This is a genomic window from Lacisediminihabitans sp. H27-G8 (genome assembly GCF_046156175.1).
Classification (GTDB): Bacteria; Actinomycetota; Actinomycetes; order Actinomycetales; family Microbacteriaceae; genus Lacisediminihabitans.
In genome coordinates this window covers 167,001-181,073 of sequence record NZ_JAYLVL010000003.1, presented here as the reverse complement: position 1 = coordinate 181,073, position 14,073 = coordinate 167,001, and the positions used below count along the sequence as shown (strand labels likewise).

Annotated in this window: 7 protein-coding genes; all 7 read left to right on the top strand. The window is 66.8% G+C overall.

Going from position 1 to position 14,073, the window contains the following annotated elements:
- Positions 1 to 43 precede the first annotated feature (43 nt).
- The gene (locus VLI63_RS10155) at positions 44 to 802 is read left to right on the top strand and encodes an FHA domain-containing protein (protein ID WP_409156751.1); all 759 of its coding nucleotides are present in this window, start codon (positions 44 to 46) and stop codon (positions 800 to 802) included.
- Positions 803 to 840: 38 nt separating this feature from the next.
- Entirely contained in the window at positions 841 to 1,680 is an 840-nt protein-coding gene (locus VLI63_RS10150) for a PP2C family protein-serine/threonine phosphatase (protein ID WP_409156750.1), read from the top strand.
- A 170-nt stretch (positions 1,681 to 1,850) separates the two neighbouring features.
- Positions 1,851 to 3,296: a serine/threonine-protein kinase gene (locus VLI63_RS10145; RefSeq protein ID WP_409156749.1), complete on the top strand. Its 1,446-nt coding sequence runs from the start codon at positions 1,851 to 1,853 to the stop codon at positions 3,294 to 3,296.
- Between the two features lie 10 nt (positions 3,297 to 3,306).
- The gene (locus VLI63_RS10140; RefSeq protein ID WP_409156748.1) at positions 3,307 to 9,201 is read left to right on the top strand and encodes an Ig-like domain-containing protein; all 5,895 of its coding nucleotides are present in this window, start codon (positions 3,307 to 3,309) and stop codon (positions 9,199 to 9,201) included.
- Between the two features lie 36 nt (positions 9,202 to 9,237).
- Entirely contained in the window at positions 9,238 to 10,209 is a 972-nt protein-coding gene (locus VLI63_RS10135) for an AAA family ATPase (RefSeq protein ID WP_409156747.1), read from the top strand.
- Between the two features lie 77 nt (positions 10,210 to 10,286).
- Positions 10,287 to 11,645: a DUF58 domain-containing protein gene (locus VLI63_RS10130; protein WP_409156746.1), complete on the top strand. Its 1,359-nt coding sequence runs from the start codon at positions 10,287 to 10,289 to the stop codon at positions 11,643 to 11,645.
- On the top strand, positions 11,642 to 14,044 hold the full coding sequence (locus VLI63_RS10125; protein WP_409156745.1) for a transglutaminase domain-containing protein: 2,403 nt from the start codon (positions 11,642 to 11,644) through the stop codon (positions 14,042 to 14,044). Before VLI63_RS10130 ends, VLI63_RS10125 begins: the two co-directional genes overlap by 4 nt.
- Positions 14,045 to 14,073: the final 29 nt, after the last annotated feature.

The window sequence follows — 14,073 nt, the reverse complement described above, 5'->3', positions numbered from 1 at the left end:
CGAAACTGCGCACACTTTCCGCCCGCGGGACAGAATAGACAGCATGCAGCCGGATGACGTCGATCACACCGTCGTCCGGACGCGCCCGGAAATCGGTTCCGCGCGGGGGAGCGGGCGCAGCGGAGAGCCGGAGGATATCGAGGCGGACACGGTCATTCGCGGGCCGGCCGCGGTGCCGACCGGCCTTTCACCGGGGCGACCTGTGTCGGAAGAGCCGCCCGCGGTCGTTGAACCAGAGGCCGGCGTCGAGCCCCCTGTGCTCGTCGAGCCGCTTGAGCTCGTCGAGCCGCTTGAGCTCGTCGAGCCCCTTGCGCTCGTCGAACCTCCCGCCCAACCTTCCGCGCCAGGGGAACCTCCCGCGCTCGTCGAGCCCCCGCTCGGGCATCCCGTCGTCGAGCGCTCCGTGCGTACTCGCGAGGGGCTCCCGACCGATCCAGAGGGCCTCACGGTGCCCTGGTACCGCATCCGGGTCAACCGCCACGAGCCGATCCCGCTCGATGCTCCCGCGCTGATCGGCAGGAAGCCGGTGGCCCCGCGTATCGCCATCGGCGGAGTGCCACGCCTCGTGCGAGTGCCTTCGCCGGGAAGAGAGGTCTCGAGCACCCACCTGGAACTGCGGCAGCAGGGGGCATCCGTCATCGTCACCGACCTCCGATCGACCAACGGAACCGTGGTGTCCATCCCCGGAACCTCGTCACAAAAACTGCGCCAGGGCGAGTCGCTCGTTGTCTCGGCGGGGACAGTAGTGGATATTGGAGACGGCAACACCGTCGAGATCCTTCCCATCGAACGCCTGGTCTGACGGATGGACCTCCCCCCAATGACCCGCGAAAGGCTCCAGTGACCGAGATCGGCACGAGCAGCGAGCGGTTCACCGTGCAGATCCCGGAGCATCCGGATGCCCGGCTCGTTCTCGCCTGGGGAGCGGCAACCGACACCGGCCGCCGCCGCGCCCACAACGAAGACAGCTTTCTCGCACGCGTGCCGATCTTCGCGGTCGCCGATGGCATGGGCGGCCATTCCGCCGGAGACATCGCCAGCGCCGCCGTGGTCTCACGGCTCTCCGAAGCGGTCACCGAACCATTCACGGATGCCGACACGATCGAGCGTGGGCTGCGGGCCGCGACCGTCGACATCGGACTGGCGGCCGATGAGAAAGAACTGGGAGTCGGCACCACCGTTACCGGGGTCGCCCTCTCGTTGCAGGACGATGAGCCGTTCTGGACTGTCTTCAATGTGGGGGACTCGCGGGTCTACCTCTACGAACGCGACGCTCTCGTGCAGGTGACCGTCGATCACTCCGTGGTGCAGGAGCTCGTCGACGCGGGCATCATCCGGGCCGAAGACGCAGAAGCGCACCCCGACAGCAACGTGATAACCCGTGCCGTCGGATTCAACGTGGAAGCCGTCCCGGACTACTGGGTCGTCCCCGTGCGTGAGGGAGACCGACTGCTGCTGTGTTCGGACGGCCTCACGAAGGAACTGGATGCCGAAGCGATCCGCCGTCACCTCGCGGCAGACGGTTCCGCCGAGGCGACGGCGATCGCCCTCGTCGATGCCGCGCTGGAGGGCGGTGGTCGAGACAACATCACCACCATCGTGATCGACGTGCTCGAAAGCTCCGGTCTCGGCGAGTTCGAGAACACCATCCCGCGCACCTCGCCGACTCCGATCCAGTGACCACCCCCAAAGTTCCAGTGACCACCCCCAAAGGGGGGACAAAAACAGGCTCTTGACCAGCAGATTTGTCCAACTGGCCCGAATCGAGGCGTGTCTACAATAGGACACCGGGACTCTCCCGGGCACAGAGCACCGACCGGCCTTCAGCCAGCGTCGTCGAAGGAGGAGAGATGGCACGACGATTGCCCTCCCCGCCTCCCGTGCTGCCCGGATTCTCGACCATCCACGTGCTCGGTTCGGGTGGATTCGCCGATGTCTTCCTCTACGAACAGAACATGCCGCGCCGCCAGGTCGCCGTCAAGGTGATGCTGAGTGAGGTCGTCAACGACCAGGTGCGACAGATGTTCCAGGCCGAGGCGAATCTCATGGCGCAACTGAGTTCGCACCCCTCCATCCTCACGGTCTACCAGGCGAGCGTCTCCTCCGACGGGCGGCCGTACCTCGTGATGGAGCTGTGTTCATCGGCTTTGAGCGAGCGGTACCGGCGCGAGCGGATTCCGGTGCCGGAGGTGCTGCGCATCGCGGTGAAGATCGGAAGCGCGATCGAGACCGCGCACCGGGCGGGCGTGCTGCATCGCGACATCAAACCGTCCAACATCCTCCTCACCGCCTACGGGCATCCGGTGCTCTCGGACTTCGGAATCGCGTCGACCCTCAGCGAGGCAGACACTCACGAATCCGTCGGTCTCTCGATTCCGTGGTCAGCGCCGGAGGTGCTGATGGACGAGACACCCGGAAGCATCGCCTCCGAGGTCTGGTCCTTCGCCGCGACCGTCTATTCGCTGCTCGCCGGGCGATCGCCATTCGAGGTCCCGGGAGAATCGAACAAGTCCGCCGACCTCATCTCCCGCATCAACCGGGCGCGGCCCCAGCCGATCGGCCGGTCCGACGTGCCGCCGAGCCTGGAGAGGGTGCTCGCCCAGGCGATGGCCCGCAAGCCGGAGAACCGGCCGGCGAGCGTACTCGAGCTCGTGCGCGAACTGCAGGCGATCGAGACGGAACTGGGGGTTCCCCAGACGCCGATCGAGGTGGCGATGGACGACTGGGCTCTCGCGACGGTCTCCGACCTCGAGGATCGCACGCGCATCCGCGGTGTCGGGGGAGTGGTGCCCTCGGCGCGCGGACGGCGTCGTCGCCGGTCGGCCAGCGCAACCTACGCCCCGGTCGGAACGATGATGCGCCAGACCGCCGGCGCCCAGAACAGTCGTCAGAAGGGCGTGGCCCAGAGCAGCGGTACGCGTCCGGTCGAGCGCGCCCGAGGCATGCGCGTGCTCGCGTGGGGACTCATCGTGAGTGCCGTACTCGTGATCGGTCTCGGGGCGACCGCGACATTCGTGCTCATCCGCGCCAACTCGGACAGCATTCCCCAGGTGACGAACATCGCCGCGAAGGCGGGCACGGACTCGATCAAGTTCAGCTGGACCGATCCGGGGCTCAAGACCGACGACTCGTACCAGGTGACCACGAGCGATGGTCGATCGGCGCTGCAGACCTCTTCAGACTATTTCGCGCAGGATGCCAAGGCCGGGGATCGGGTCTGCATCACGGTAGCGGTGAACCGCCAGGGGAAGACGGGGCCTCCGAGTGCGGAGAAGTGCGTCGACTTCGGAAGGTGACGACAGCGCAATGACTCTCAGGGATTGGCTTGCGGGCCACCGTTCACTCGTCGCCACCGCGACGAGCGGCACGGTGATCGCCGCGCTGGTCGCGACCGTCGCGATCGTCTCCTCCGGGTACACGGCGCAGCGCCTAGACCTCAACGACGGCTCCGTGTGGGTGGCCAACGGGAGTTCGCAGGTGATCGGACGCGCGAATACCCAGGTGCTCGCACTCAACACGGTTGTGGCCTCGAGCGGGGCTGACATCCAGACGATCCAGCGCGGGTCCACGGTGCTGCTCTTCGACCGCACCGACAGCAAAGTGGATATCGTCGATCCCGCCACGTCGAAGGTGCTGGACAGCGTGCCGCTGCCGCCACAGGATCCCCAGCTGTCGCTCGCGGGAGACAACATCGTGATCGCCGCCGGCGGCACGGGCCAGGTCTGGATCGTGCCGCTCGCCCAGCTCCCCACTTTCGACGCCCAGTCGCCGGCCACTCTCAGCCTCGGCGCGAACGCCGTGACGAGTGTGACGCCCGAGGGAATGCTGTTCGGCTATTCAGCCGACACCCGGCAGGTCTACCAGCTGGACGCCGCCCACGCCGACACCGTCGCCGAGTCGACGCGTGCCCGCTTAGGGGGCGCGAGACGGGATGTCTCGGTCACCTCGGTCGGCGGACGGTGGGTGCTGTTCGACTCGGTAAGCCGCACCATCCTGACGGCAGACGGCACCATCGACCTCTCGAGGCAGATCTCTTCCGGAGCGAATGCCGTGCTCCAGCAGGCCTCCAGCGGGGGTGATTCTGTGCTGATCGCCTCGTCGACGGGACTTCTGAAGGTGCCTCTCGGCGGGGGGAACACGGTGACCCTCACGACGAGCGACGGGGGGATCCCCGCGGCTCCCCGCGTGATGGGGGGCTGCACCTTCGCCGCGTGGTCGATCGGTTCGGCGTGGCGGCAGTGTGGCAGTTCCTCCGCCGTCACCCTGTCACTCGACTCGATGCCGGCATCCGCCTCCGAACTGGCCTTCGTCTCCAATGCGGACCGGCTGGTGCTGAGCGATCCGCGCGGTGGCGGCGTGTGGGCGGTGCAGCAGGCAGGAGAGCTCATCGACAACTGGGCCGACCTCATCACCGTGCGGAAGGATCAGCAACAGGTCGAGCAGAACAACGAGGACACCCCGCCCGATTTCGAGAAGACCCAGGTGCCGCCGGTGGCCGTGGACGACTCCTTCGGCGCACGGCCCGGGCGCACGAGCGTGCTGCCTGTGCTTCTCAACGACTACGACGCCAACGGTGACGTGCTGGTGATCTCGGATGTGACGGCGCTCGACGAATCGATCGGTCACCTCGACCTCATCAACGACAGCCAGCAGGTGCAGATCACCCTCGCACCGTCGGCCACCGGAACGGTGACCTTCGGCTATTCGATCAGCGACGGCCGGGGTGGCACCGCGAGCGCCACCGTGAAGGTGGCCGTGCGGCTGCCTTCGGAGAACTCCCCGCCGTTCCAGGTGAAGCAGACCAAGGCCCTCGTCGCGGCCGGTGGTCGAGTGACGCAGGACGTGCTCGGAGACTGGGTGGACCCGGACGGTGACGCCTTCTACCTCACTTCGGCCGCGACGGCGGCACCGGAAACGGTGACCTACAAGCCGGAGGGCACGGTCGTCTTCACCGACGGCGGTTCGGGCCCGGGCCTGAGGTCGGTTCCGCTCGTGGTCTCCGATGGCAAGCTGAGTGGCACCGGTTCACTCTCGGTCACGGTGAAGGCCATCGGTTCGGTGCCGATCATCGCCGATTCCTACGTGAAGCTGGCCTATGCCGGCCAGGAGATCACCCTCTCTCCACTCGATCATGTGCGAGGGGGCTCCGGAACACTGCGGCTCGCCAGCGTGCCGGCGAAGAGCGGGGTGACCATCACCCCGAGTCTCGAGGCAGGCACCTTCCGCTTCCTGAGTGACCAGGTGGGCACGCACTACATCGACTACGTGGTCAACGACGGCGACCAGACCGCCAACGGCATCGTGCGTATCGACGTCGCAGCACCGCCGGACGCGAACACCAAACCCATCACGATTCCGAAGAACATCTTCGTGCAGTCCCTGAGCACCCAGACCATCGATGTCGCATCCAGCGACAAGGACCCCGCGGGAGGGGTGCTGCTGGTGACGGGCGTGTACAACCTCGCCCCGAACTCCGGAGTGACGGCGGAAGTGATCGAGCAGCGCTCCATCCGCGTCACTCTCACCGCGCCGCTCGAGTCCGGAACGGTGACCTTCAACTACCGCATCACCAACGGACTCGCCGAGGCCGAGGGCGTGGTGAACGTCGTGGAGATTCCCCGCCCCACCCGCTCCCAGCCACCGATCGCCAACGACGACAGTGTGACGGTGCGGGTCGGGGATGCCATCGACATCCCGGTGCTCGACAATGACGTCCAACCGGATGGGGAACAACTCACGCTCAACCCGCTGCTGTCGACGACGCTCGGGGGCAACTCCGGGCTGCTGTTCGCCTCCGGCAATGTGCTCCGCTACCTCGCGCCGCAGAAGACCGGAGATTTCACCGCGGTGTATGCGGTCTCCGATCCGAATGGGCAGAGCGCGCAGGCGCAGGTGAAGATCTCGGTGCGCGAGGCGGTCCAGGCGACCAACAATCCACCGGTGCCACAGACCGTGACCGCCCGAGTGATCGCGGGCGAGACCGTTCGAATCTCCATCCCCCTCACCGGTATCGACCCGGACGGGGACTCCGTTCAGCTGCTCGGCCAGGCCACGAACCCCACCAAGGGATCGGTCACCGAGGTGGGAACCGACTACGTCGACTTCCTCGCCGGTGACTACTCCGCCGGCACCGACACCTTCACCTACACCGTCATCGACGCCCTCGGCGCCCGGGCGACCGGCCTCGTGCGAGTGGGAATCAGCCCGAAGGTCCCGGGTGCTCGCAACCCCGTCGCCGTGTCCGACGAGGTGCGCATCCGGCCAGGGGGCACAGTTTCTGTGCAGCCGCTCCTGAACGACTCGGACCCCGATGGGGGCACCCTCACCATCATGAAGGTCGAGCCGAACTCGAAGGACATCGTCGCCCGCATCGAGGGCGACATCGTGAAGGTGACACCGCCGACAAAGCCGGGCACCTATGGTCTCGTTTACACGATCGAGAACCGCTTCGGCGGCACCAGTGCCGCGTTCATCACGGTCATCGTGAGCACGGATGCCCCGCGCTCCTTCCCCGTGGTGCATGACACCGTGCTCACCCTGTCCGATGTGCTCGGGCGAGACTCGCTCGACGTCAACGTGCTGAAGAATGTCTTCTTCGCCGACGGCAACGTCTCGACGCTCGGGGTCTCGGTGCTGCCCGGCTACTCGAGCGATGCGACGGTGACGCCGACGAAGCGCATCCAGGTGACCGTCAAGAACAAGAGCCAGATCATCCCCTTCTCCGTCGCGAACCCCGACGACGCGAGCGTTGTCTCCTACGCCTTCGTGTGGGTGCCCGGACTGAATGACGCCCTGCCCCAGCTGAACCGCAAGGCGCCCCCGCTCACGATCGCGAGCGAGTCGACGCTCTCGATCGACCTCAACGACTATGTGCTCGCGATCGGTGGCAAGCAGGTGCGCCTCACGGACTCGACCAGCGTGCAGGCCACCCACTCCGACGGGTCGAACCTGGTGGTCAACGATCACACCCTGCAATTCACCTCCGCCGATAAATACTTCGGGCCGGCATCGATCTCCTTCGAGGTGACCGACGGGACCTCTGCGACCGATCCGACCGGTCGGAAGGCCACCCTGGTGCTGCCGATCAAGGTCACCCCGCGGCAGAACCAGCCGCCCGTCTTCGTCGGTGGAGTCATCGACTTCGAGCCGGGCGCGTCGAAAGAACTCGACCTGCTGAAGCTCACCAACTACCCCTACCCGAAAGCACTGCCCGAGCTCGCCTACTCCGTGCTCAGCCCATTGCCGGATAGCTCCTTCACCTACACGCTCACCGGACAGAAACTTGTAATTCGTGCCAGTGAGAGTGCGGTCAAGGGGACTTCGACGGCGATCCTGCTGGGGGTGAAAGACAACACCTCGACCGGGCTGCAGGGTCAGATCGAGCTCAATGTCGTGGCATCCAGTCGCCCGCTCGCGCGACCGGCGCCGGACTCGGTGCTCGCGCCGCGGGGGCAGACGACCACGGTTGACGTGTTGGCCAACGACGAGGCCACCAACCCGTTCCCGGGAAAGCCGCTCAAGGTGCTCGCCATCCGCGGTCTCGACGGTGGTTCGGTGCCGGCCGGACTCACCATCTCCCCGAGCGCAGACAATCGGAAGCTCACGATCACGGCGTCGTCCTCGGCGCAGCCGGTCGACACCAACCTGCAGTACGAGGTGGCCGATGCGACCGGGGATCCAGACCGTTATGTCTGGGGCTCGATCACGGTCTCGGTGCAGGACAAGCCCGATCCGGTGACCGCGCTCAAGGTCACCTCTTTCGGGGACCGCGTACTGACCGTGCGCTGGAGCCCCGGGGTGTCGAACAACTCTCCCATCACCGGCTACGACATCCTCGTGACCTCGGCATCAGGGGCGGTGTCCACGACCTCCTGCGCCGTCGCGGTGTGCGACATCTCCACGCCGGGCAACGGCCCGGCGAACGGGGTGCGGGTGGCGGTCAAGGCCATCAATGCGATCGGATCCTCGGATGCGACGGACCTCGGGGCGACCGTCTGGTCGGACATCATCCCTCCCGCTCCGACCGGCCTTGCCGCGAATCCCCTCGATGGCGGTCTGCAGATCACCTGGAACGCCGTGACAACTCCCTCCGGGGGAAGTCCGGTGAACAACTACCGCCTGGTGGTCGGCGGCGTGACCACGGATGTCAATCCCTCGGCCTGCAGCGGCGGATCGTGTTCCGCCGACGTTTCCGGGCTGACCAACGGCCAGAACGTCTCCGTGTCCCTGAGCGCGCGTAACTCGGCTCTCGCCGCCCTGGCGACCTGGAACTCCGCAAGCACGAGCGGCACCCCCGCCGGCAAGCCCCTCTCCGTCTCCTCGCCGACGGCCACCGCGACCGACAGCTCGATCGCGCTCGCCTGGGGCGGCGCGTTCACCGACAACGGGCGAGAGATCATCGCCTATCGGGCTATCGCCTATACCGGTGCGCGCCCCACCTGCGCGGCGCCCACCCCTTCGGGGTCGACCACCCAGTCGGCGGGCACCTCGACGGCCGCAACGTTCTCCGGGCTCTCGCGTGAGTCGAGCTACTCGCTGGTAGTGCTCGCGGACAACAGCATCGGCTGCACCTCCAGCCCGGCGGTCTCGGCGCACACCACCCCGGGGATCGTCACCGCGATCTCTACGAGCGGCCCGAACAAGAGCGGCGCGACCTACGATTACGCTCTCACCGGAGCCTCCATCGGCTCGCCACTCTCGAGCGACTACAGCTTCTATTACCGGCTGCAGGGCGACTCGGTGCCCGCGACCGAGTACGGGCCCGTCTCGTTCGGAGCCCTCCTCACGGCGGAGGGCCAGCAGTACGGCCACGCGATCTCTGTCCAGCTTCGGGCGTGCCGCAATTTCCCGGATGCCGGGGCGGTCTGCCAGCAGAACTGGTCGGCGTCCTTCGCGGTCGGTACTCCCGTCGATCCGCGGATCGGCCCGGTCACCTTCACGCCCGTCGTGAATCCGGTGAACCCGAACGATCCGAGCGGCACCTTCACCTGGCCCAGCTGGACCTCCGCACCCTATGAGGGCATCCAGTATTCCTGTGGCAACGGGGCGGGGGACACCCTCTTCCCGGGAGACACGAGCCAGGGCGGCCAGTGCGTCGCGCTCGTGTCACCCGGACAGGACCCCGTGCTGACGATCGTGGTGATCGCCAATGGCGGCAGCACCTACACGATCCAGTACGACAGTAACGGTAATGTCCGATAACGTGCGGAGACCCCCGCTGAACCGAGAGGCACCCGCATGACGATGACACCTGAGCAGGCGACCTGGTTCTCCGACATCTTCAATCGGCTCGTCGCCAATGTCGATCAGGTACTTCTCGGCAAGACCTTCGTCATCAAGCTGTCATTCACCGCGCTGCTGAGCGAGGGACACCTGCTGCTAGAGGACTTTCCCGGAACGGGCAAGACCTCCCTCGCGCGCGCCATGGCGCAGAGCGTGAAAGGCTCGACCAGCCGCATCCAGTTCACCCCCGACCTGCTCCCCGGCGACATCACCGGGGTGAGCATCTACGACCAGGGTGCCGGCGAGTTCGAGTTCCACCGCGGACCGATCTTCGCCAACATCGTGCTCGCGGATGAGATCAACCGGGCGAGCCCGAAGACCCAGGCCGCACTGCTCGAAGTGATGGAGGAGGGCCGCGTCACGGTTGACGGTATCTCCCACGATGTCGGGGCTCCCTTCATGGTGATCGCCACCCAGAACCCCATCGAGCAGGCCGGTACCTATCGGCTGCCGGAGGCCCAGCTCGACCGGTTCATCATGAAGGCATCGATCGGCTACCCCGACCATGCCTCGACGGTGCGCATCCTCGAGGGCGCCGGGGTCAAGGCTCACGAGACGATCCTGCCTCCCATCGCCACCGACGAGGTCATCGTGGAGATGGGTGCCCTCGCGCGCACCGTCCATGTGGACGCGACGATCAACGACTATGTCTCGCGGCTCGTCGATGCGACCCGATCGGCGACCGAGGTGCGGCTCGGAGCGAGCGTTCGTGGAGCGCTCGCGCTCATCCGCACCTCCAAGACCCTCGCGGCGGCGAATGGGCGTCACTATGTGATCCCGGATGACGTGAAGGCCCTCGCCGAGCCCGTGCTCGCACACCGGCTCGTGCTCGACCCCGAAGCAGAGTTCGACGGGGTGACCGCGTCGAGCATCGTCAGCCAGCTGCTGATCGAGACCCCGCCACCGAGCGACAGGCAAGCGGTGTGAGCGATCGGGGGCAGGTGCGGCAGGCATCCAGCAGTCGGCCGATGCGGGGGCAGTCCGGCCACGTATCGCGATCCTCCGTGTCGTCTTCCCAGTTCGATTCCTCCCACAGCACTGCCACGGCCGGCCTCACCAACGCCCGCACTCGCATCGTCGGTAACCGCACCGGATTCCTCGCCGACGCGATCATCACCCTCGTGCGCTTTTTCCGCGCCATCGGCGAGGTGCTCTCCGCTTGGTTCCGGCGCGTCTCCTCGGTCGTCACCCCTCTCGGCTGGTCGATGCTCTTCCTGGTGCCCGCCGCTTTCGTCTTCGGTTACGGGCTCGGCTGGGTGGAACTGGTCGCCGTGGCCTTCGCCGGTACCGTGCTCATCCTCATCGCCGCCGCCTACCTCATCGGCCGCAATGCTTTCGCCATCGAACTGACCGTCGGCCACAGCCGGGTCGTGGTGGGTGATCGGGCCACCGGCCTGATCACCGTCACGAATCCGACCAGGCGCCGCCTCATCGGGGTGAAGGTCGAGGTGCCCGTCGGACGCGGACTCGCGGAGATCGCCATGCCCGGGTTGCCCCGGGGCGCCGCGTTCCGCCACGAATTCCTCGTTCCGACTACCCATCGCGGTGTCCTCGCCATCGGTCCGGTGCGCACGGTGCGCGCAGACCCCGTGGGCCTGGTTCGCCGCGAACTCGTCTGGACGACCGCCAAAGAGCTGTTCATCCACCCGCGGACCATCGGCATCCCCTCCACCAGCACCGGGTTCGTTCGTGACCTCGAGGGGAATCCCACCAGGGACCTGTCGAACAGCGACGTGTCTTTCCATGCGCTGCGCGAATACGTGCCGGGAGACGAGCGACGCTACATCCACTGGAAGAGCACCGCGAAGACGGGCACCTACATGGTTCGCCAGTTCGAGGAGACCCGTCGAAGTCACCTCGTGATCGCCCTCAGCCTCGCGAGCGCCAATTACGCCACCGATGAGGAGTTCGAGATGGCGGTGAGCGTGGCGGGCTCCCTCGGTGCGCGTGCGATCCGGGATGCCCGCAACGTCGCCGTCGTCGTCAGTGAGAAGACACCAGAATTCGCCAAGCGCAAAGTGCTCGCGGTGCGGCATCTCAACACGCTGACCCGCACTCGACTGCTAGACGACCTCGCCGTGGTCGAGCATGCCGAATCCGCGCTCGGCATCATGGATGTCGCCCGGGTCGCCGCCGATGAGGTCACCGGGATCTCTGTCGCCTTCCTGGTCTGCGGATCGCTCGCCACCCCGACCGAACTGCGCGCGGCCTCGACGAAGTTCCCTCCGGGAGTGGAGGTGGTCGCCGTCGTGTGCGACCCAGAGACCATCCCCGGACTCCGTCGGGTCGCCGGGCTGAGCGTGCTGACCATCGGCTATCTCGAAGACCTCCAGAAGTCCCTCGCGAGGGCGGCGGCCGCGTGAGTACCGGATCCGATAGCATCCGCCGCATCGACAGCAAACGCCGGTCGCGGGTGGAGAAGCGGCGTCCGGGGCGGCGCCGGTCGTCCGGTCGCGTGCGCCTGCCCTTCGCGTTCACGGCGATCACAATCATGATGCTGTGGTTCACCACGCTCGTGGCCTCTGCGGCTCTCTGGCCGATCTACCAGTCCCTGCAACTGGTCGCCGTGGTCGGAGCGACCATTCTCATCGGATCGGCCATCGCCGTCTCCGGGGCCCTGTACCGCTGGTCGACGCTCACCATCACTCTCGTCACGATCGGTGTCTATCTCCTGGTGGGAGTGCCTCTCGCCATCCCCGACCGTGCGCTCTACGGCGTCCTCCCCACAGCCCAGGGCGAGATCGAGTTGCTGCAGGCCACCGCGCTGAGCTGGAAACAGCTTCTCACCATCACCCTTCCCGTCGGGTCATACGAGTCCCTGCTGGTGCCGGCGTTCATCCTCGTGCTCATCACGACCGTCGTCGGTCTCTCGGTCGGCCTCCGCGCGCGCTGGGGAGAACTCGGGGTGCTTGCGCCCGTTGCGCTCTTCATCACGGCGATCGTGTTCGGCGCGGCCACCGCCACCTGGCCCCTCGAACTCTCACTCGGTCTGCTCGCGACATCGCTGGCGTGGCTCGTCTGGCGGCGATGGTACCGACGCAGGGCCTCCATCCGACTCCTCGCGGCCCAGGCCCTAGACAGCGATGGCCGACCGCTCGAGACAGCCAGCGACACCACCTTCGCCGGCTTTCGAACCATCATGAGTGCGGGGCTCATCGTGCTGCTTGCGGCCGGTGCCTCGGTCGCTGCCACGCTCTACCTTCCCCCTACGGTTCAGCGTCACGTGTTGCGCACGGCTATCGTGAAACCCTTCGATCCTCGGGTCTACGCGAGCCCCTTGAGCGGCTTCCGGCACTACGAGGAGACCGTCGAGGCGAACACGACGATGCTCACCGTCACTGGCCTGCCGATCGGCGGTCGCATCCGTATCGCCACGCTCGACACTTACGACGGGATCGTCTACTCGGTAGGCAGTTCCCAGGTCTCCAGCGAATCGGGTTCCTTCACGCGGGTGCCCTCCACTTTCGACCAGTCCGGCACTGTCGGCGATCCGGTATCCGTGCGCGTGATGGTCGGCGACTACTCCGGCATCTGGCTTCCCACCGTCGGCAAGTTCAAGAGTGTGAACTTCGAGGGAGCGGATGCCCCGGAGCTGCGGAATTCCTTCTTCTACAACAACAACAGCGGCACCGCCGCGGTCGTCAGACCCCTCGCCACCGGGGACAGCTATTCGCTGACAGCGGTGCAGCCCCGCCAGCCCTCGGCCGAGCAACTCGTGGCACTTCGCCCGGGAGGCGCCGCTGTGCCACCGACCCCGCAGATCCCGGACCAGCTCTCGTCGACACTGGATGACTGGACGCGCACCGAGACCGCTCCGGGAGCGCGCCTCGCGGCGATGATCACCGCAATGAAGCAGACCGGCTACATCAGCCACGGCGTCGACCCCGAGCAGCCAGCCAGCCGCTCAGGCCACGCCGCGGACCGGATCACCCAGTTGCTCACCGACCAGCGCATGATCGGCGACCAGGAGCAGTACGCCGTCACCGCAGCGCTGATGGCCCGCCAGCTGGGCTTTCCGGCGCGGGTAGTCTTCGGCTTTGTGCCCGAGGTCAACACCCAGGGCCCGACCCAGGTCCTCGGAAAGAACATCTCCGCCTGGATCGAGGTGGACACTGCCCAGTATGGGTGGGTGACGGTGGATCCGACGCCGCCGGTCCGTGACATTCCCGCGGAACTGCCGAAGGATCCGACGACCATCGCCCGCCCCCAGTCGCCCGTGCAGCCTCCCATCGAGGACCCGACCCGACCCACCGCCCAGCAGCCCCCGGAGAGTACCCAGGACTCCTCGGCGAAGGACAATCCGCTGCTCGCCGTGCTTCTCGTCGTGCTCCAGGTGCTCGGCTGGGTTGTGCTCGGCGCGGCGATCATCCTCGCCCCGTTCCTCGCGATCGTGGTCGCGAAGCTGAGGCGGCGTATGCTGCGGCGGCGCGCCCCGACCGCAATCCAGCGGATCAGCGGAGGGTGGCAGGAGTTCGAGGATGCGGTGATCGATCGCGGTCTCGAACCGCCGGTTTCCCCCACTCGCACTGAGGTCGCATCGACGGTCGGGGGAGTGCAGTCGCTGGTGCTCGCGGCCGTCGCCGACCGTGCGGTGTTCTCTCCGGACCAGCCGCGGGACGAAGAGGCAGACCAGGTCTGGCGCGCGGTGGAGGACCTGCGGGCATCCATGAATGACGGTCGCACGCGTTGGCAGCGCATCCGGGCGGCGATCTCGCTGCGATCGCTCGGTGGATATAGTGTCAAGAGACTGTTCAGGCGATAGTCGGATGGTCGCGGCGGGATGGCAACAAT